The sequence below is a fragment of the Pseudomonas sp. Pseusp49 genome, assembly GCF_059491875.1.
Window position 1 is genome coordinate 4,438,958 of sequence record NZ_CP168514.1, and the last position, 18,246, is coordinate 4,457,203.

The 18,246-nt window shown below is 60.7% G+C and carries 21 protein-coding genes; 13 read left to right on the forward strand and 8 right to left on the reverse strand.

Annotation, left to right across the window (positions count from 1 at the left end):
• The first annotated feature begins 120 nt into the window (after positions 1-120).
• The 11 genes from ACEN83_RS19820 to ACEN83_RS19870 all read left to right on the forward strand — a co-directional run bounded on the left by ACEN83_RS19820 (position 121) and on the right by ACEN83_RS19870 (position 9,022).
• Complete coding sequence (locus ACEN83_RS19820; RefSeq protein WP_495578178.1) at positions 121-2,151, forward strand: T6SS effector phospholipase Tle3 domain-containing protein; 2,031 nt, start codon at positions 121-123, stop codon at positions 2,149-2,151.
• Positions 2,148-3,824 (forward strand): type VI lipase adapter Tla3 domain-containing protein, encoded by a 1,677-nt coding sequence (locus ACEN83_RS19825; protein ID WP_495578179.1) that lies wholly within the window; start codon positions 2,148-2,150, stop codon positions 3,822-3,824. The genes ACEN83_RS19820 and ACEN83_RS19825 overlap by 4 nt, the downstream gene beginning before the upstream one ends.
• The gene (locus ACEN83_RS19830; RefSeq protein WP_495578180.1) at positions 3,821-4,090 is read left to right on the forward strand and encodes a PAAR domain-containing protein; all 270 of its coding nucleotides are present in this window, start codon (positions 3,821-3,823) and stop codon (positions 4,088-4,090) included. The genes ACEN83_RS19825 and ACEN83_RS19830 overlap by 4 nt, the downstream gene beginning before the upstream one ends.
• A gap of 1 nt (position 4,091) precedes the next feature.
• The gene (locus tag ACEN83_RS19835) at positions 4,092-5,648 is read left to right on the forward strand and encodes a type VI lipase adapter Tla3 domain-containing protein (RefSeq protein ID WP_495578181.1); all 1,557 of its coding nucleotides are present in this window, start codon (positions 4,092-4,094) and stop codon (positions 5,646-5,648) included.
• The gene (locus ACEN83_RS19840; RefSeq protein WP_102699150.1) at positions 5,645-5,914 is read left to right on the forward strand and encodes a PAAR domain-containing protein; all 270 of its coding nucleotides are present in this window, start codon (positions 5,645-5,647) and stop codon (positions 5,912-5,914) included. Before ACEN83_RS19835 ends, ACEN83_RS19840 begins: the two co-directional genes overlap by 4 nt.
• 135 nt (positions 5,915-6,049) lie before the next feature.
• Positions 6,050-6,340, forward strand: a complete 291-nt coding sequence (locus ACEN83_RS19845; protein WP_495578182.1) for a DUF7693 family protein — start codon at positions 6,050-6,052, stop codon at positions 6,338-6,340.
• An 81-nt stretch (positions 6,341-6,421) separates the two neighbouring features.
• Positions 6,422-6,994: a chorismate mutase gene (locus ACEN83_RS19850; RefSeq protein ID WP_495578183.1), complete on the forward strand. Its 573-nt coding sequence runs from the start codon at positions 6,422-6,424 to the stop codon at positions 6,992-6,994.
• 264 nt (positions 6,995-7,258) lie between these two features.
• The gene (locus ACEN83_RS19855) at positions 7,259-7,633 is read left to right on the forward strand and encodes a hypothetical protein (protein ID WP_495578184.1); all 375 of its coding nucleotides are present in this window, start codon (positions 7,259-7,261) and stop codon (positions 7,631-7,633) included.
• Positions 7,630-7,830, forward strand: a complete 201-nt coding sequence (locus ACEN83_RS19860; RefSeq protein WP_104447726.1) for a helix-turn-helix transcriptional regulator — start codon at positions 7,630-7,632, stop codon at positions 7,828-7,830. The genes ACEN83_RS19855 and ACEN83_RS19860 overlap by 4 nt, the downstream gene beginning before the upstream one ends.
• 27 nt (positions 7,831-7,857) lie before the next feature.
• Positions 7,858-8,601 (forward strand): SGNH/GDSL hydrolase family protein, encoded by a 744-nt coding sequence (locus ACEN83_RS19865; RefSeq protein WP_495578185.1) that lies wholly within the window; start codon positions 7,858-7,860, stop codon positions 8,599-8,601.
• A complete protein-coding gene (locus ACEN83_RS19870) occupies positions 8,594-9,022 on the forward strand; it encodes a nuclear transport factor 2 family protein (protein WP_218483594.1) in 429 nt (142 codons plus the stop codon). Before ACEN83_RS19865 ends, ACEN83_RS19870 begins: the two co-directional genes overlap by 8 nt.
• A gap of 129 nt (positions 9,023-9,151) precedes the next feature.
• Here the strand turns inward: ACEN83_RS19870 and ACEN83_RS19875 are convergent, their stop codons facing one another.
• From ACEN83_RS19875 to ACEN83_RS19890, 4 genes are read right to left on the reverse strand one after another with little or no spacing between them, the layout of a single operon-like run.
• On the reverse strand, positions 9,152-10,276 hold the full coding sequence (locus ACEN83_RS19875; protein WP_495578186.1) for an agmatine deiminase family protein: 1,125 nt from the start codon (positions 10,274-10,276) through the stop codon (positions 9,152-9,154).
• Between the two features lie 49 nt (positions 10,277-10,325).
• Positions 10,326-11,426: an extracellular solute-binding protein gene (locus ACEN83_RS19880; protein ID WP_495578187.1), complete on the reverse strand. Its 1,101-nt coding sequence runs from the start codon at positions 11,424-11,426 to the stop codon at positions 10,326-10,328.
• 1 nt (position 11,427) lies between these two features.
• Positions 11,428-12,336: an N-carbamoylputrescine amidase gene (gene aguB, locus ACEN83_RS19885; RefSeq protein ID WP_495578188.1), complete on the reverse strand. Its 909-nt coding sequence runs from the start codon at positions 12,334-12,336 to the stop codon at positions 11,428-11,430.
• Positions 12,337-12,340: 4 nt separating this feature from the next.
• Positions 12,341-13,393 carry an agmatine deiminase family protein gene (locus tag ACEN83_RS19890; protein WP_495578189.1) on the reverse strand — a complete coding sequence of 351 codons (1,053 nt, stop codon included), beginning with the start codon at positions 13,391-13,393 and terminating at the stop codon, positions 12,341-12,343.
• A gap of 134 nt (positions 13,394-13,527) precedes the next feature.
• Between ACEN83_RS19890 and ACEN83_RS19895 the strand changes: the two genes are divergently transcribed.
• On the forward strand, positions 13,528-14,385 hold the full coding sequence (locus ACEN83_RS19895; protein WP_116581395.1) for a LysR substrate-binding domain-containing protein: 858 nt from the start codon (positions 13,528-13,530) through the stop codon (positions 14,383-14,385).
• Here ACEN83_RS19895 and ACEN83_RS19900 read toward each other — a convergent pair whose 3' ends face one another.
• The 4 genes from ACEN83_RS19900 to ACEN83_RS19915 form a co-directional block, all read right to left on the reverse strand.
• A complete protein-coding gene (locus ACEN83_RS19900) occupies positions 14,386-14,775 on the reverse strand; it encodes a c-type cytochrome (protein WP_495578190.1) in 390 nt (129 codons plus the stop codon).
• Between the two features lie 188 nt (positions 14,776-14,963).
• Positions 14,964-15,344 carry a DUF1801 domain-containing protein gene (locus ACEN83_RS19905; protein ID WP_495578191.1) on the reverse strand — a complete coding sequence of 127 codons (381 nt, stop codon included), beginning with the start codon at positions 15,342-15,344 and terminating at the stop codon, positions 14,964-14,966.
• Between the two features lie 62 nt (positions 15,345-15,406).
• The gene (locus ACEN83_RS19910) at positions 15,407-15,850 is read right to left on the reverse strand and encodes an arsenate reductase ArsC (protein ID WP_495578192.1); all 444 of its coding nucleotides are present in this window, start codon (positions 15,848-15,850) and stop codon (positions 15,407-15,409) included.
• 24 nt (positions 15,851-15,874) lie between these two features.
• Positions 15,875-16,804 carry a Ppx/GppA phosphatase family protein gene (locus ACEN83_RS19915; protein WP_495578193.1) on the reverse strand — a complete coding sequence of 310 codons (930 nt, stop codon included), beginning with the start codon at positions 16,802-16,804 and terminating at the stop codon, positions 15,875-15,877.
• 177 nt (positions 16,805-16,981) lie between these two features.
• Here ACEN83_RS19915 and ppk2 point away from each other — a divergent pair, with 177 nt between their 5' ends.
• A complete protein-coding gene (ppk2, locus tag ACEN83_RS19920; protein WP_495578194.1) occupies positions 16,982-17,899 on the forward strand; it encodes a polyphosphate kinase 2 in 918 nt (305 codons plus the stop codon).
• Positions 17,900-18,246: the final 347 nt, after the last annotated feature.

Here is an 18,246-nt window from a genome sequence, read left to right on the forward strand (position 1 = left end):
GGACGCATCAGGCCCTTTTGGCCCCAGCATCGGACCAGACACCCGTACCGACGGAAGCTAGGGAAAGTGTCGACCCAGTGATCGACGACAGGAACATGATTTCAAAAGGATATGAAAAGCATGAGCTATACGGACAACACAGTGATCGCCACCGGCACGAGTCGTTTGCTGCCGAATAGATCCACGGATCACAACACTGCTGTGCCGCGAGACCTGCCTGGCGTGGTGATTTTCCTGCACGGCGTGAATGACCCCGGGGCGTCTTATGAGTCGGTGGAGACCGGGTTGTGCCAAGGGGTTAACGAGCGGCTGGATCGGCCGGATCTCAAGGCGGGGCGGTATGGGGCCAAGTACAACGAGGCTAACAGTACGCCCAGGAAGGCGTGGAAGGACAACGAGGGGCAAATACTCGACGATCCAGATACTTACCTCTACCAGCGCGATACCGAAGCCCCCAAGACCCGCAGCCTGTTGATTCCGTTTTATTGGGGCTACCGGGCCGAACCCGGCGAAATCAAACGCGATAAAAATGGCGATCCGGCCCGCTTGCGCGATCAATTCCTGGACAGGTTCGACAATCGTCTGGACCGTCATTTTGCCAAAGGCGGCGGATTTTTCGCTAACGCCACCAACAATTTGCTGGGGATGTACGAAGAAGGGTTCGGCAAATGGCTGCGCCATTGGGTTCAACCCACCATGCCTAACTCCCTGTACATGGGCAAGGCGCCGCATCGGCGGTATTTCGTGCTGGCCGCGACCCGGCTGGCGATGCTGGTCAGCGAGATCCGCCGCGTCTCACCCGACGAGACCATCACCATCATGGGGCACAGCCAGGGCACGCTGATCACCTTGCTCGCCCAGGCCATGCTGGTGGATCGCGGTGAACGCTGTGCCGACTGCGCAATCATGGTGGCCTCGCCCTATTCGGTACTGCCGGACGCGACGCCGAAAAATATGCGAACCCTGCAGACCCTGATCGACATCGTGCAACACACCACTCAATCCCCTCATGCGCAACCACCCCTCAGTGCCGTGCGCTGTGGCGTACCGGGTTATGGCGGTCGCACGGGGCCGCGCTGGTCACCCGAACAAGGCCAGCGCCTGGGCGCTGACGGGAACACCCTGGTGTTTCCCGAGCGCGACAACCGCGGCAAGGTGTACCTGTATTTCTGCCCGGACGACACCACCGTAGCGCTGGATGATGTGCAAGGCATCGGCACTTACGGCGTGCCGGACGAACTGCCCGATGGCCAGCCGGCGATGACCGCGCTGCAGTCCATGCGCTTCTACCAGCGCCTGTGGACCAAGCGCCTGCGTGACGGCGAGCCGGTACTGGTTGGCAAACCGCCGCAAGCGGACCTCACCCGTGCCGAAGGCGAGCCGCGCTATCCCGGTGGCGGCTCGGTCGCAGCGATAGCCTCGCAAACAGGGATCCGTGAAGGCCAGGAACGCACCATCAATGCCGAACAACTGCACCCACCCCATGCACCGCAGATGTTTGGTGGCGAAGCCGTGACGGGGTCTACCCATCAGGCCGGAAAGGATCGACCGGATGCGGTGTCGCAAAACGCTGCATTGGGCAACCCCGGTGCCACTTTCAAATGGATTCACGTGACCAACAGTGACAAGCGACTCGACCTGGACGACGGGCTTGTTCGCTGGAATCACGGCAAAGAGCCGAACGACCAGACCCGGGCCCTGCGCCAGACGCCAGTGTCCGGCAACCCGATGCTCAATCGTAAGGACCACTACCGCATCTACCGTGAAGAAACCCCTAACGAAATCCGTGCACGCATGCAGGTTGATCAGAAGGAATGGACTGACAACAGCTATCACTCGGCTGTATTGCGCAGCCCGGAGAACCATCGCTGGGTGACGGCGATGGACATTGCGATTGGGCAGGCCAAGTGCCTGGATGATCCGGTGATGCGGGAGGTGTTGGTGGCGATTGCGGATTGGAAGATGGATGAAAATCGGTTTGAAGAAGTCAGCAATCTTCCGGGTTGGTCTCGACTTAGTGCAAAGGCGCGGGCATTGGTAAAGGCCAATTATCAGTATTACGACAGGGGTAAGTTTCCCTCAAACGAGCTGGTTTCGCTGGCGCCGCCAGCGCTGATAATTGGTTCGAAGGGAAAAGGTGCACACCCATGAGGGATCGTCGGCAGGACAAATCACAGCGGCCGAAGCTGAAGGGCTATCTCTGGACTGCGGGGGCACTGACAGCTACATGGCTTGGATTTTTACTCATCATCTACGCAGCACAGGCGGAAAACAGGGATTTGGGGGATATGAGCGCCGTGATGCTTAAGGGAATAGCAAGTATGTTTGGCGCGTTAGTGTTGACCTACAGCGGGCACTGGTTTGGTAAGGCCGTAGCCTACGAAGAGGCAGAACTCGCGACCTACAAATCAAAAGTCATGGCCGAAAGAGCCGAGCACATCGCTACCCAGGAGCGCACTTATGCGCTGGAAATACGGGGTACGGGGCTTGCCGTTGATAATTGGCATCAATCTTCAATTTGGAGAGAAATCAAAAAGACCAACAGTAACTTCACCTCAATCTATTCGCAAAACCCCAAGGATTACGACGCCTCAGTGAACTCTCGAGAGATCACTCAAAAAATCAATATACGTGTTGCGTTCAAGCATTCGGCCAGTGACTCAGTTGCCTACTGGCCGATACCAGTGTTTGCGTTGGGCCCGCCAGACCCTTATGAAAAAGGCTACAAAGCTGCTGGTCTGATCAACTCTGGTCGAAATGCCGCCACTTTGGGGGTGACACAGTTTCTCTGGCAAGACGACGAGAACACCACTCATGCACAAGCAATGATCGAACGGCTCTTCGTTTTTTTTGACGACAACCCACATGTCCCACAGGCATTGATCGCTAGCAAGGACGGCGATGTATCCCGAAGCGTTTACCGACAGCGCGGCACCCCCGGCCTGCAAAACGTCCATGCGGTCCCGACTGTATTCGAAAGCATGACAGGCTTGCTCGTTACCCGTTCCGATCGGGTAGACCGTTACATCCGCCCCTATGCCACCCACGACTCAGAGGACAACCAGAACAAAAATACAGACATGGGTAAGTTGTGGGCGTACTACTGGAATCGTGATGTTGCATTCATCGACTGGTATGAAAATGCTGAGCGGGCAAGAGGTGTGGAGGAACCTAATGCCCCCAGCACCATGTCCTCCACCTACTGGCAATCCCAACTCCCCACTCTCTGGCAAACCCTGAGCAACCGAGGCCCCGGTCATTTCGAGCCCTCCCCATGGCTACCGGTCCGCTGGGCCGAGCATCAAGTCAAGGAATTCGATAAAGCCCCGGTGTTGGGCTACCTGCACCGCCCGATCAAAGTCCCGATGCGTGACGAAAACGGCAAACCGCTCAAACCCGCGCTACAGGCCAAGGCCCTGCAAGCAGGCTGGCTGCAAGCACTGGAAACCCTGCCCAAAGGTGAAAAGCCGGCGCGGGTGTTTTACGACAGCACCGACAACACCCCTGGCGAGATCGCCCTGACCATCGCCTTGCACGGCCTCAATGTCGATGGAGCCGGCCTCGAGCTGGGCAATGTCGACGAGGGCTACGACATCGGTCGGCGTCTGGGCAACACCGGCGTCAGTAGCGCCCTGGTCGAAATCAACCTCGCCACGATTGCCAGTTATCAGGAAGGTGGTGTCAGCGCGGTGGTGTACACCGGCGAAGACGGCAGTGTCACCGTGCAAATGGTCCGCCCGCCAGACGAAGCCCGCAAAGCGAAGAACCAGCAAACCCACGGCGCCGATCCGTTCAGATTTCGTATGCCGGGAAACAAACCATGAGCCATCCCATTTGTCTGGGCGACACCACCAGCAGCGGCGGCACCGTGGTTTCCTGCCAGCTCGAAGGCACGCATACCCTCACTGGAAAAACCCCGGCGGTGTTGGGCGACAAGGCTTCCTGCCCGCTGCATCTGGGCGAGTTTGCCTTCGTCGAAGGGCATCCCCGCCGGCGTATGAACGGCATTCCGGTCGTATTGCAGGGCCATCTCCTGGCCTGCGGTTGTCATGGCGTGACGAGCAATGCTTTGAACGTACGGGTTATCTGACGTGGAACTTCGTGACATCAACCCGGTACTGCGCTGGGGTATCGCCGCTATTCTGGGGCCCTTGCTGCTGATTTTCAGCGCTCACTGGTGGGGCAAAGCCGTTGCCAGTGAAAAGGCGGGGCTCGCCGCCTATAAAGCCAACGTCATGGCGCAAATCACCGAGCAACAGGCCACGCAAGCGCGGACTTATGCGTTGGAAATCCGCGGGGTGGGGCTTGGGATCTACCAGGACCACCAATCGGAGATCTGGCAATTCATCAAGAAGAAAAATAACAACTTTGCTTCGATTTACTCACGGGACCCCAAGGATTACACAGACTCACTAGACTCCCGAGAGATCAGCAGAGATATCAAAATCCGAGTCGCCTTCAAACATTCGGCAGGCGCGTCAGTGGCGTACTGGCCAATCCCGGTGTTTTCCATCGCGCCGCCCAAGCAACCTTCAGATACAGGCGCTGCGGATAACATCCTCAATGGTCGCAATGCCGCCACGCTCGGAGTCACGCTCTTTTTGTGGCAAGACGCGGAGAATACAACCCACGCCCAAGGCATGATCGAGCGCTTGTTCCAGTTCTTTGATGACAACCCCAAAGTGCCCCAGGCCTTGATCGTGAGCGAGGACGGCGACGTCACACGAAACGGTTTGCGCGTGCCAGGTACCCCGGGGTTGCAGAACGGTCATGTTGTCCCCACTGTGTACGAAAGCATGACCGGGCTGCTGGTCACTCGCTCGGATCGGGTGGATCGGTACATTCGCCGTTATGCCACTCACGAGCTTGAGGACAACCAAAACAAAAACACTGATCTGGGCAAACTGTGGGCCTTTTATTGGGACCGTGATAGAGCATTTATGGATTGGTATGAAACCGCAGCGCGTGCCAATGCCTCCGAAGCCCCCTATGCGCCTACCACCATGTCCACCGCATACTGGCAATCGCAACTCCCCTCGCTCTGGAACACGGTCTCTGATCGAGGTGCAGGCTACTTCGAACCCTCCCCATGGCTACCCATCCGCTGGGCTCAGCACCAGGTCAAAGAGTTCGACGCCGCGCCGGTGCTGGGTTATTTGCACCGGCCAATCAAGATCTCGATGCAGGATGAACACGGCCAACGGCTGAAACCGGCCTTGCAGGCCAAGGCCCTGCAAGCCGGCTGGCTGCAAGCCCTGGAGACGTTACCCAAAGGGCAAAAGCCGGTCCGCGTGTTCTATGACACCACCGACAACCGGGACGCTGAAATCGCCCTGACCAATGCCTTGCACGGCCTGAATACGGACGGCCACGGTATCGAGTTGAGCAATGTCGATGAGGGTTACGACATCGGTCGGCGTCTGGGCAATACCGGGGTCAGTGGGGCCCTGGTGGAAATCAACCTGGCAACCATTGCCAGCTACCTGGACGGCGGAGCCAGCGCGGTAGTCTACGCCGGCCAGGACGGCAGCCTGACGGTACAGATGATCCGCCCGCCAGACGAGGCACGCAAAGCGAAGAACCGCGAGAACCGAGGTGCCGACCCTTTCAAGTTCGGCGCCCCTAATGGCGGCGTACCCAGAACATGAGCCATCCCATTTGCCTGGGCGACACCACCAGCAGCGGTGGCACCGTGGTTTCCTGCCAGCTCGAAGGCACGCATACCCTCAATGGAAAAACCCCGGCGGTGTTGGGCGACAAGGCTTCCTGCCCGCTGCATCTGGGCGAGTTTGCCTTCGTCGAAGGGCATCCCCGCCGGCGTATGAACGGCATTCCGGTCGTATTGCAGGGCCATCTCCTGGCGTGCGGTTGTCATGGCGTGGCGAGTACTGCTCAGAATGTGCAGGTGGTCTAGGCCGAATCTCCGGGCTGCTTCATTGTTGCAGGGTCGCTGGTGGCTCGCAGCGTGAAGCCCGGCCTCACGGGCCGGGCTTTTATGCAGGCTGATGATTTATCCTGTGCCTCCCCCGATTTCATTCCGGAGACACCTGTGCCCGCCCTCACCGCCCGCGAGGTTTACCAGCCGTTGCGCGATGCCGCCCAGGGTATTCGCACCTTCAAGCGAGTCGACGACACTTGCGAGTCCAGTCATGTACGGATCGACATCGACGGCTGGCGCCTGTTGCTCGATGTCGACGCCGGCCACTTGCGCCACTGCCTGCACGGCCAATGCCCCGATGGCCGCGAGTATGCGTTCGACAACGGGCAGCGCTTCGGCACCGACCCGGTGAGTTTGCTCAGCACCTGGGAACTGGCGCAGATTGAGCGGCTGCTGGCCTGAATCATTCGCAACCTGTCGTTCCCTGGCCGCACTTGTGATACACAAGCCGGAGTGATTTTTGCGTTCAAGGAGATTCCGTCCATGCCCCGTTCCCCACGCCTTTCGCACTGGCTGGCCTGCGCCCTGCTCGGTTTGTTCGCTGGCGGTGCCCAGGCCGGCGCGACGCCCCCGGCACCCGATGCCCTGCAACCCTTGCTGGCGACCATGAACGAGCGCTTGAACATCAGTGAACTGGTGGCGCTGACCAAGTGGGACAGCGGCAAACCGGTCCAGGACAATGCCCGGGAAGCGCAAGTCATCGCCAACGCGCGCCAGCAGGCGGAGCAGCGCAAGCTCGACCCCGACGATGTCGCCGACCTGATCGCTGCCCAGATCGAAGCCAGCAAACTGCTGCAATACGGCCGGCTCGCACAATGGCAAGCGGCGCACAAGGCACCGGACACGCCACGGCCGGACCTCAGCAACGACATACGGCCCAAACTCGACAAGCTGCAGAACCTGCTGCTCACGCAGTACGCCGCGTTCCTGCCCTACCGCAAAGACCCGAACTGCCCGCAATGGCTGGCCACCGAACGCTCGACGCTGATCAAGGACTACCTGCATGGGCAGGCGATGATTCGTGCGACCGGGGAGCTGTGCATCGTTGGTCGATGACATTGCCTACTGTAGGAGCGAGCTTGCTCCGGGCGGCGTTCCGACGATGGGCGTTAACGATAACGCGGGTTTACTGGCTAAACGCGGCGCTCTTGAGTTCTTCGCGAGCAAGCTCGCTCCTACAGGGTTTTGCATTACGGTTTGAACAACAGGCCTTACGCGATCTGGGCCAATGGAAAACCCGCACGCCAAATGTAAAACACCCTTTACACCGCTAAAAAACTTGCCGAACATGTAAAGGGTTTTTTACATCAGGAAAATGCAATGAAACGCTATTACATGGAAATGGGCGCCGCAGCAGCGCTGTACTCGGTATTGCTGATCCTGTCGGTCATCCTGCTCAAGGATCAGCAGGAAATGGCAATGGCGCTGAAGATCGTCATCACGCTGTTGCCGGTGATTCCTGCGGGGCTGATGTGTTGGGCGGTAGTGCGCAACATGCGCACGCTGGACGAAATGCACTTGCGTATCCAGTACGAAGCGCTCGGTTTTGCCTTTGCCGCTTCGGCATTGCTGACCTTCACTTACGGCTTTCTGGAGAATGTCGGCTTTCCACACGTGTCCTGGGTCTGCGTGTGGCCCGTGATGGGCCTGATGTGGATGATCGGGCTCAGGCTGGCCAAGCGGCGCTACCAATGAAAAACCGTCTCAAGGAACTGCGTGCCGAACGCAAGTGGTCGCAGGTCGATCTGGCGGCGTTGTTGAATGTTTCGCGGCAGACCATCAATGCCATCGAAAATGGCCGCTATGATCCCAGCCTGCCCTTGGCGTTCCAGATTGCCCGGGCATTTGCGCTGCCTATCGAGCGTATTTTCGATGACGAGTTCGCCGGCTAATCTCTCTCTTCAATCAGGCAACTGCCCATGAGCCATAGGGAAACCCTCGCCAAAATTTTGCTCGGCCCATTGCTGCTGATGCAGGGCCTGTACACGCGACGGGTGACGCCCAGACTGCCGGAGGCCGAAGGTGAACGCCAGGGCGAGGCCGGTAGCGGCGAGGTTCTGCGGTTGTTGATTGTCGGCGACAGCGCCGCGGCGGGGGTGGGTGCGGCGACTCAAGGTGAGGCGCTCAGTGGTCGGTTGGTGGAGCGCCTGGCCGAGGATTACCGGGTGTCGTGGAAACTCTGGGCGCGCACCGGCCTGGATTCGCAAGGGTTGCTGGAGCTGCTCGAACAGCATGCCCCCGAGCCATTCGATGTGGTGCTGTTGTCGATTGGCGTCAACGATGTCACCAGTTCGCTCCCCCTGGATCAGTGGCTCGCTCGGCAACAGCGATTGATGGCGCTGTTGTGCGACAGGTTCGCGGTGAGGCAGGTTGTGGTGTCGCCGCTTCCGCCGATGCATTTGTTCCCCGCCCTGCCACAGCCGCTGCGCTGGTTTCTGGGGTTCAGGGCAAGTCGTTTCAACGCACGGCTTGCGGATCTGGCCGCCGGCGTGGATCAATGCACGATGTTGACCACCCCGCTGGCACCCGAACCGGGCTTGATGGCCAGCGACGGTTTTCATCCGGGGCCGATGCTTTATCGTCAATGGGCCGACGATGCCGCCAGGGTTATCGATCAACGCTTTCGCACCACAACAATAAAAACAGGAGTTGAAGATGTCTGAGCTGAACCTGAACCCCAATGTCGCCGCGTCCCTGAAGCAGTGGCACGCGATGATCGGCAACCGCGATTTGAGTGGCTTGCCCGAATTGCTCGATCCGCAGGCGGTGTTCCGTTCGCCGATGGCGCACACGCCGTATCCGGGGGCGCCGGTGGTGTCGATGATCCTCAATACGGTCATGACCGTGTTCGAGGATTTTGCCTATCACCGCGAGCTGGCGACGGCGGATGGCTTGAACGTGATTCTCGAATTCAGCGCCAGGGTCGGCGAGAAAGAGCTCAAGGGCATCGACATGATCCGCTTCAACGAACAGGGCAGGATTGTCGAGTTTGAAGTGATGGTGCGGCCGCTGAGTGGCTTGCAGGCGTTGGGAGAGGAAATGGGGCGGCGCCTCGGGGCTTATCTGAAGGCCACAAAAGCCTGACTCAGCAAATTACCCTGTGGGAGCGGGCTTGCTCGCGAAGGCGGTGAACCAGTCGATAGAGATGTTGACTGACACTCCGCTTTCGCGAGCAAGCCCGCTCCCACAGGTTTTGTGTACAGCCTGAAATCATCACACCATCGGCTGGTGACTGGTCACGCAGTGAATGCCGCCACCGCCTGCGGAGATCGCGTCGATGTCGAGTTGCACCACCTTGCGGTCCGGGTAGAGCTCGGACAGCAGGTCAAAGGCTTTGTCATCGGCTTCTTCGTCGCCGAACTGCGGCGCAATGATCGCGCCGTTGATCACGAAGTAGTTGATGTAGCCGGCGGCGAAGTCCTGGTTGTCCTTGCTGAACTGGCTGTTGCGCGGGTTGAGCGGTGGCGAAACGGTATGCACCTGCAATTTGCGGCCATCGGCATCCGTGGCGTTTTCCAGGATCTGCAGATGGGCGCGAGTGACCTTGTAGTCGTAGGACTCGGGGTCGTTGTCGAGGTTGGCGATCACCACCCCGGGCTTGACGAAGCGCGCATAGAAGTCGACGTGGGCGTCGGTGATGTCCTTGCCCTTGATGCCCGGCAGCCAGATGATTTTGCGCAGGCCCAGGCGTTCCTTCAGTTCCGCTTCGACCTCGGCCTTGCTCCAGTCGGGGTTGCGATTGCGGTTGATCCAGCTGCTTTCGGTCATGATCCCGGTGCCGTGGCCGTCCACTTCGATGCCACCGCCCTCGCCCACCAGTTCACTGCGCTGGTACTCGGCCTTGGCGTTTTCCGCGACCTGAGCGGCCAATTGCGCATCGTCCTCATGCTGCTGTTTGTTGCCCCAGCCGTTGAAGTTGAAGTCCACGGCGCCGAGGTTGCCGTTGTCATCGACGACAAAGTTGGCGCCGATGTCGCGCATCCAGATATCGTCCAGTTCGGTGATCACGAAAGTGGTGTTGTGGCTGCCGCATTTGGCTTCGGCCAGACGCCGTTCGCTCTGGCGACAGAACACCGTGACCGGCTCGTACTCGGCGATGCTGCGGGCGATCCGGCCAAGGGCGTCTTGCACGTGGGGCGTGAAATCCTCCCAGATTGCGGCCTGTGCGCCGAAGGCGATGAAGGCCCGCTGGTGTTTGTCACCTTCATCGGGCATGTACCAATTGCCTTTGTCGGCCGCTCGCACCGGCAGAGCGGCAAAGCCCAATCCCATGGACGCCACCGCGCCCAGTCCGGCGACAACCGATACCTGCTTGATGAATGTTCGACGTGTCGGCATGTGTTTTCCTGAAATTCGGGGTTTGGCCGGCCCGCGGGCCGGCCGGTGATCAATTGACCGTAGCAGTCTTGAACTTGGTCCAGGTGCGCATGCGTGCCCGCATGTCGGCCTGGGGAATGTCCTTGCCGGGAATCAGCCGCGCGTAGGTGGCTTCATCGAGGTAGATGTCCGGGTTGTTGCGCATCGCGGCATCGACGTCCGGCCGCGCCTTGGCGTTGGAGGTCGGGTAGCCGGTGAAGTTGCTGATGGCCGCCATGTTTTGCGGGCGCATCACGAAGTTGATGAACGCGTAGGCGTATTCCGGGTGCCGGGCGTCGACGGGAATGGCCATGGTGTCCATCCACACCGTGGTGCCTTCGCGGGGAATGCGGTAGTGGAAGGTGGTTTTCTTGCCGGCGCTGTCGGCCGTGCGCTGCGCCTGGGTCATGTCGCCGCTGTAGCCGAGGGACATGCACAGGTTGCCGTTGACCAGATCGGTCACCGGTTGCGACTGGAATTTGCGCACGTACGGCCGCATCTTCATCAACAACTCACTGGCCGCCGCCAGGTCCGCCGGTTTGCCGCTGCGCGGGTCGCGGCCGAGGTAGTTGAGCACCACCGCCAGCACTTCGTCCGGCGAGTCGATCATCGAGATGCCGCAATCGGCAAACTTCGCCGCCAGCTCCGGCTTGAACAGCATGTCCAGGCTGTTGACCGGTGCGTCCGGCGCACGCTGGGCGATCTGTTCGGCGTTGTAGGTCAGGCCGATCGTGCCCCAGGTGTAGGGGACCGTGGCTTTGCTCGAATGCTCATAGTGCGAGCGCAGCTTCTGTAACCCCGGCTCGACGTCGTTCAGGGCAGTGATTCTGGACTGATCCAGCGGTTGCAGGCTGCCGGCGCGCACCAGGCGTTCGGCCACGGTGTCACCGGGGAAGATCAGGTCGTAACCGCTGCCGCCGGCGAGCATCTTGGCTTCCAGGGTTTCACTGCCGTCCATGACATCGTAGATCACCTTGATCCCGGTTTCGGCGGTGAACCTGCTGAGGGTGTCCTCGGCAAAATAGTCGGCCCAGTTGTACAGCCGCAGGGTTTTCTCCTCGGCATGCAGCGCAGGCACCGCACAGGTCAGCGCTAGGCCCATGGCCAGGCACAGCTTGTTGATCGTGTTCATGTCACACCCCTTGGGTTGCCCAGCGTGAGTGGATCTGACGACCGTCCTGGGTCAGCAAGGCGCCGTACATGTCCGGACGGCGGTCGCGGTAGATGCCCCAGGTCAGGCGGTCTTCGCGCATGGCCGCCAGGTCCAGGGTGTGGACCAGCACGCCGGTGCTGTCGCGGTCGGCTTCGGCGAGCAACTTGCCCTTGTGATTGCAGATGAACGACGAACCGTAGAAGCTCATTTGCAGGGTCGGGTCGGTGGTCGCCGCCTCCCGGCCGACACGGTTGGCCGCCACCACCGGCAGCAGGTTGGCGGCGGCGTGACCGCGCATGGTCATCTGCCAGTGATCGCGGGAATCCAGGCTTGCGCAGCCCGGCTCGGAGCCGATGGCGGTCGGGAACAACAGCACTTCGGCGCCCATCAAGGCCAGGCAGCGGGCGGTCTCGGGGAACCACTGGTCCCAGCAGATGCCCAGGCCGATGCGCCCGAACGCGGTGTCCCAGACCCGGAACCCGCTGTCGCCGGGGCTGAAGTATTCCTTCTCCTGATAGCCGATGGCGTTGGGAATGTGGGTCTTGCGATACACGCCCAACAGGCGCCCGTCGGCGTCGGCCACGCTCAACGAATTGAAGTAGGCATTGCCGGCCTTCTCGTACCAGCTCAGCGGCAGCACCACGCCCAACTCTTTGGCCAATGCGGCAAAGCGCTTGAGCACGTGGCTGTCGCGATATTCCTCGGCCAGGGCCAGGTGTTTGTGGTGTTGCTCGATGCAGAAGTACGGCGTGGCGAACAGCTCCTGCAACAGGATCACTTGCGCGCCTTTGGCCGCGGCCTCGCGGACCAGTTGCTCGGCCTGGTCGAGGTTGTGTTTCAGGTCCCAGGTGCAGGGCATTTGCGTGGTGGCGATGGTCAACAGTGTCATGGCATCACCCCCGCACCGGCCAGGCCGGCTGTTGCTGGGTGATGCAATGCACACCGCCGCCGCCATGGGCCAGATGGTTGATCCGCACCGGCACCACTTCGCGACCGGGGAACGCCTGCGCCAGCACTTGGGCAGCGACCTTGTCGGCATCGATGCCGTAGGCCGGCATGATGATCGCGCCGTTGGCGATGTAGAAATTGGTGTAGGAGGCGCAGAACACTTCGGCCTCGGTGTCCACCGCGTCGGTGGCTTCATAGAGTTCGATCAGCTCGAATTTGCGGCCCTGGGCGTCGGTGGCCAGTTCAAGGGCGCGACGGTTCTCCCGGGCGACGTCGGCGTACACCGATTGTTGGTCGTGGGTCGCGTCCACCAGCAACACGCCAGGGCGGGCGAAGGCGCACACGCCATCGACGTGGCCGTCGGTCATGTCACCGGTCACGTAGTCCGGATCGCCCGGCAGCCAGATGGTTTTCTTCACGCCCAGCAGGCGGGTGAAGATCTCTTCGATCTCGGCCTTGGTCACGCCCGGGTTGCGGTTAGGGTTGAGCAGCACCGACTCGGTGGTGATCAGCGTGCCCTCGCCGTCCACATGGATGGCGCCCCCCTCATTGCTCAGCGCCGTGCCGAAACACTCCAGGCCCAGATGATTGAGCGCGCGGCGGGCCAGGCTTTCGTCCAGATCGTGGGCCGATTTGCCGCCCCAGGAATTGAAGCGCCAGCTCACACCGGCCAGGCCTTGCTGCGGGTGGCAGACGAAGCTCGGGCCGGAGTCGCGGCACCAGCTGTCGTTGACCGCCAGTTCGATCAACTCGATGTTCGGCCCGCACAGGGCTTTGGCGCTGGCGACCGCTGATGGATCGACCACCAGTTTCACCGGTTCGAAGCGGGCGATGGCGTTGGCCACCCGGGCGAAGTCCTCTTGAACCTGGGGCAGCGTCACCCGCCAGCCCGACTCCCACAGGGTCTTGTTGTGCGGCCAGACCATCCAAGTGGCGGCGTGGGAGACCCACTCGGCCGGCATCGTCCAACCACTGTTTTGAATAACGTTCTGCTGCATGACAAGTACCTCTGAGTTAAGTCATTGTGTTCAATGAAAACGCCCTTGGCGGTCTTGGCATGCATGCTACGGCTGGTAAAACGGGCAAACAAACGATGGATTTTGCAGGCAACTGATTAGAGGAGCTTATCGATATGCTCAAACACTGGCCGCCCCTGAGCACCCTGCGCGGCTTCGAAGCCGCCGCCCGGCTGGGCAGCTTTCACAAGGCCGCCGAAGAGTTGCACCTCACCCAGTCGGCGATCAGCCAGCAGATCCGCAGCCTCGAGGCGTACCTGGAGCAACCACTGTTCTATCGCAGCGGGCGCAGCGTCAGCCTGACCGATGCCGGTCACGATCTGCTGAGCACCACCCAGGCGTTGTTGCAGCAACTGGCCGTGGGCATTCGCCGGTTGGGGCAATACCAGAAACCCAATCAACTGGTGCTCAACACCACCCCGGCGTTTGCCCGGCACTGGTTGTTGCCACGTCTGGGGGATTTCCGTCGCCAGCATCCGCAGGTCGATCTGTGGATCTTCAGCACCGATGAAGTGCCGGACATGGCCAGCCAGACCATCGACCTGGCGGTGCGCGACGACATCAGTTCCCAGGCCGAATGCAGTTTCAAGGTGCTGCACGCCGACCGCCTCTACCCGGCCTGTCACCCGAGCCTGTTGGCCGTGCCGGTGCAACAGCGCACCACCCTGCATGGCGAGCGGGAAATGGACTGGAGCCACTGGGCGGTGGAATCGGGCATTGATGTGGGGCAGATGGATCAGGGCCTGAATTTTTCCGATCCGGGGCTGCTGCTGGACGCCGCCTGCACCGGGCTGGGCATTGCGCTGGTGAGCCAGTTGCTGAGTCGGCAGGCGCGGGCCACCGGGCTGTTGCAGCCGATGGTGGAACAAACCATCCGCGGCCCGAACTGGGCGCTGCTGACCCACCGCGACAGCGAGAACACGGCGATGGCGCGCAGCTTCACGCAATGGCTGGTGGAGAACCTGGGGGAGTGATTACTGCGCCGGAAACGTTTGCAGATAGGCCAACAGGTCTTCGATTTTTTCCGGATCGCTCAGGCCCCAGAAAATCATGCGCGTGCCGGGCACCACTTTCTTCGGCGCTTCGAGGTAGGCAATCAGGGTTTCGCGATCCCAGACCAGGTTGGCGGATTTCATCGCGTCGGAATACACGTAGTCCGTGGTGACGGCGGAGTGGCGGCCGATCACGCCATTGAGCTGCGGGCCGAAGAAGGCGCGAGCCGATTCGCCGATCTGATGGCAGCCGCTGCAGAGGCGCTTGAAGACTTTCTCCCCGGCCTGGACATCGCCCGCAGCCAGGGTGGGAGTGCTGAACAGGCCGGCGGTGAGTGTGCAGGCCAAGGTCAGGGCGGCGATTTTCTTCATGTTGCGGTTCCAGTCTGCGAAGGCTCGCTATTGGAACATGCAGGCCGGGGATACCCCAAGTGGTCAAATGGACGCAATCCCCTGTGGGAGCGGGCTTGCTCGCGAAGGCGATAGTCCAGTCACCTACGATGTTGAATGTGAAGGCCTCTTCGCGAGCAAGCCCGCTCCCACAGGGACTTGTGCATGGCTTACTTTTTGTTGAGTTCAATGGCCGCCTGAATCAACGCCGTCAGCGCCTTTTCATCGATCTGCTCGCCCTCGCGAACATCGATGGCACGGCGGGTATTGCCTTCAAGGCTTGCATTGAACAGCTTCGACGGATCGTCCAGCGACGCACCCTTGGCGAAGGTCAGCTTCACCACTTGCTTGTAGGTCTCACCGGTGCAGAGGATGCCGGCACAGGACCACACTGGCACGCGCCACTTCCACTCTTCGATCACTTCGGGGTCGGCCTGCCGGATGATCTTGCGCAGGCTGGCCAGGGTTTCACCGCGCCAGTCCGCCAGTTCGCGGATTCGCTCGTCGATCAGTGCCGAGGCTTCGCTGGATTCAACCTTGTCCGTTTTCATCACTGTCTGCACCCTCATCATGATGGTTGTGACCGATGAGGGTAGACGCTGTTGGCGGGTTTTCAGGAATCGCTGACTGACGGTGCCAGGGGCACGGGGCGGGTTTTGATGGTGATGAACATTTTGATGCGGTCGCCGATTTCCTGGAGGGTATGGCGGAACGGCTCGTGTCTTTCGCTGGTGGTCGGGTCTTCGAAGTTCCAGACGATCACCTCGCCGGTAAACGGCATGCGCGTGGCCTCTTCCCGGGACTTGTCGCACAGGGTGATGACGTAGTCGAATGCCTGCCCTTCGAAATCCTCGAGGGACTTGCTGCGCAAGCCGCTGGCATCGATATTGATGTGTTCGAGGGATTCGAAGGTACGTGGATCGATCTCGGTGGCCTCAAGCCCGGCGCTGAAGGCCTGGAAGTCGGCAGGGTCGCTGTGGCGAAGCAAGGCTTCGGCCATGGGGGAGCGGACATCGTTTCTGGCGCAGACGAACAGCACGCGACGTGGGTCGGTCATGGGTTTACCTCGGCTGGCAGGTTGTCAGTGTTTGCTCATCAATCCGTGCAGTACGCCGAACCGCAATCCCGGTTCAGACGCAATCATGTGCGTGATCCCGAACACCTTGAACGCCGCCAGCATCACCACCAGGCCGCCAGGCAGAATGCTCAGGCGATGGGTAGGCAAACCGGCCAGCTTGAGGTGTTTCACATGTTTGACTTCCAGCAGGCGCAGCGACAGGCGCAACAGGCCGCCGTAGGTGATGCCGCCTAGCCCGTCATCGTTCAGGCCGTTGGCCTTGAGCACCTTGGCCAGCATCCGCGCCGTTCCTGAAGAGCCGATCGCCTGCTGCCAGCCCATGGCGCGGTAGCGGCGGGCAATGCGTTCGAATTGCACCGTGGCCGAGCGTTCGGCCTCCAGCAGCGCTTCGGCCACGATCCGCCCGCCGTGGAAGTAATGCGCACCGAAGGTGCCGCTGCCGATGGCAATGCTCTCGGTGACCAGCAGCCGGTCGCCACGGCCGATGATCATTTCCGTGGAGCCACCGCCGATATCCACCACCAGCCGCGTGGTTTGCGCCGGCAAGGTGTGGGCCACGCCGGCGTAGACCAGTTGCGCCTCTTCGTGACCGGAAATGACGTCGATGCGAAAGCCCAGGTGACGCTCGGCGCTGGCCAGGAACAGCGGCGCGTTGTCCGCCTCGCGCACGGCACTGGTGGCCACCGCCCGCACGCGTCCGGCCTCGAAACCGCGCAACTTCTTGCCGAACCGCGCCAGCGCCTGCCAGCCACGGTCCAGCGCCAACTCATCGAGCGCCCCGCCCTGCAGGCCTTCGGCCAGACGCACCGGTTCGCGCAGGGTCTTCACTTCCTGAATGACCATCTGCTGGTTTCGTCTCACCGACTGACCAATCATCAGGCGGAACGCATTGGAACCCAGGTCGATGGCGGCAAACAGCGGGGCGTCTTTCATACGGGGTTCCTTGCACATTCATCTGCCGGCGGACTGACGGCCGTCGGGCACTCAAGACGGATTGCGAGGATCTTGCCATGGCTTCGATGACACCCATGTGACACCACCGGGCATCACCACTTCGTAACAAACTATGTCCATGATCGGCTGTGCCACCCATGACGCGAGTGTCTCACCATGCTTTCCAATCAGGACACCTTGATCCAGTGCATCCACCGCGAGATGCTCGACATCAGTGATGAAGAGCTGGAACTGGAATTATCGGAAGACGGACACAACCTGGACGCACTGTTCGATGAACACATCGAGGATGGCAGCGAGAAAGAAGCCCGGCGCCGTTACTTCGCCGAACTGTTTCGCCTGCAAGGCGAACTGGTGAAGCTGCAAAGCTGGGTGGTCAAGACTGGGCACAAAGTGGTGATCCTGTTCGAAGGCCGCGATGCCGCCGGCAAGGGTGGCGTGATCAAGCGCATCACCCAGCGCCTCAACCCCCGGGTCTGCCGGGTGGCCGCCCTGCCCGCCCCCAATGACCGCGAACGCACGCAGTGGTATTTCCAGCGCTACGTGTCGCACCTGCCCGCCGCCGGGGAAATCGTGCTGTTCGACCGCAGCTGGTACAACCGCGCCGGCGTTGAAAAGGTCATGCGGTTCTGCAATGACGACCAGTACGAAGAGTTCTTCCGCACCGTGCCGGAATTCGAGCGCATGCTTGCCCGCTCCGGCATCCAGTTGATCAAGTACTGGTTCTCGATTTCCGACCAGGAACAGAACCTGCGCTTTCTCAGCCGCATTCACGACCCGCTCAAGCAGTGGAAACTCAGCCCCATGGACCTGGAGTCACGCCGTCGCTGGGAGGCCTATACCAAGGCCAAGGAAATCATGCTCGAGCGCACCCACATCGCCGAAGCGCCCTGGTGGGTGGTGCAGGCCGACGACAAGAAAAAGGCCCGGCTCAACTGCATCCATCATCTGCTCAGCCAGATGCCTTATGAAGAAGTCGAGTTGCCGGTGATCGAATTGCCACAGCGCGAGCGCCAGAAAGACTATTCGCGGGGGCCTGTGCCGCAGGAAATCATCGTGCCCGAGATTTACTGACCCAACACAGGACCTGTGGCGAGGGGGCTTGTCGGATCGCCGCACCGCCCCGTTGGGTTGCGCAGCGACCCCAAAATCATCCATCGCGGTTTTTCAGGCATACCGCGCTGTAGGGATTTACGACTGCTGCGCAGCCGAACGGGGGCAAGCCCCCTCGCCACAGTTAATCACTCGCAGCGGGATTACTGGCATCCTGATGAATGTCCATCAAGCTGTCATCGAATTGTCATGCACCGTCCGCCATACTCAGCTCATCCAATGCGTGCTTTAACTTTCTGCTGCCTCTCCCGGCGGCTTTTTTTTTGTGCCTCCACTGGTTTGGAGGTCACTTCATTTTCAGCGTAGGC

Bases quoted from the DNA above. Each gene is read 5' to 3' on its own strand.
- ACEN83_RS19855 (WP_495578184.1), top strand. From the start codon at position 7,259: ATGAAACGCTATTACATGGAAATGGGCGCCGCAGCAGCGCTGTACTCG.
- ACEN83_RS19915 (WP_495578193.1), bottom strand. From the start codon at position 16,804: ATGAAAGACGCCCCGCTGTTTGCCGCCATCGACCTGGGTTCCAATGCG.
- ACEN83_RS19830 (WP_495578180.1), top strand. From the start codon at position 3,821: ATGAGCCATCCCATTTGTCTGGGCGACACCACCAGCAGCGGCGGCACC.
- ACEN83_RS19840 (WP_102699150.1), top strand. From the start codon at position 5,645: ATGAGCCATCCCATTTGCCTGGGCGACACCACCAGCAGCGGTGGCACC.
- aguB (WP_495578188.1), bottom strand. From the start codon at position 12,336: ATGACACTGTTGACCATCGCCACCACGCAAATGCCCTGCACCTGGGAC.
- ACEN83_RS19905 (WP_495578191.1), bottom strand. From the start codon at position 15,344: ATGAAAACGGACAAGGTTGAATCCAGCGAAGCCTCGGCACTGATCGAC.
- ACEN83_RS19820 (WP_495578178.1), top strand. From the start codon at position 121: ATGAGCTATACGGACAACACAGTGATCGCCACCGGCACGAGTCGTTTG.
- ACEN83_RS19870 (WP_218483594.1), top strand. From the start codon at position 8,594: ATGTCTGAGCTGAACCTGAACCCCAATGTCGCCGCGTCCCTGAAGCAG.
- ACEN83_RS19850 (WP_495578183.1), top strand. From the start codon at position 6,422: ATGCCCCGTTCCCCACGCCTTTCGCACTGGCTGGCCTGCGCCCTGCTC.
- ACEN83_RS19900 (WP_495578190.1), bottom strand. From the start codon at position 14,775: ATGAAGAAAATCGCCGCCCTGACCTTGGCCTGCACACTCACCGCCGGC.
- ACEN83_RS19910 (WP_495578192.1), bottom strand. From the start codon at position 15,850: ATGACCGACCCACGTCGCGTGCTGTTCGTCTGCGCCAGAAACGATGTC.
- ACEN83_RS19880 (WP_495578187.1), bottom strand. From the start codon at position 11,426: ATGAACACGATCAACAAGCTGTGCCTGGCCATGGGCCTAGCGCTGACC.
- ACEN83_RS19875 (WP_495578186.1), bottom strand. From the start codon at position 10,276: ATGCCGACACGTCGAACATTCATCAAGCAGGTATCGGTTGTCGCCGGA.
- ACEN83_RS19825 (WP_495578179.1), top strand. From the start codon at position 2,148: ATGAGGGATCGTCGGCAGGACAAATCACAGCGGCCGAAGCTGAAGGGC.
- ACEN83_RS19890 (WP_495578189.1), bottom strand. From the start codon at position 13,393: ATGCAGCAGAACGTTATTCAAAACAGTGGTTGGACGATGCCGGCCGAG.
- ACEN83_RS19865 (WP_495578185.1), top strand. From the start codon at position 7,858: ATGAGCCATAGGGAAACCCTCGCCAAAATTTTGCTCGGCCCATTGCTG.
- ACEN83_RS19860 (WP_104447726.1), top strand. From the start codon at position 7,630: ATGAAAAACCGTCTCAAGGAACTGCGTGCCGAACGCAAGTGGTCGCAG.
- ACEN83_RS19895 (WP_116581395.1), top strand. From the start codon at position 13,528: ATGCTCAAACACTGGCCGCCCCTGAGCACCCTGCGCGGCTTCGAAGCC.
- ppk2 (WP_495578194.1), top strand. From the start codon at position 16,982: ATGCTTTCCAATCAGGACACCTTGATCCAGTGCATCCACCGCGAGATG.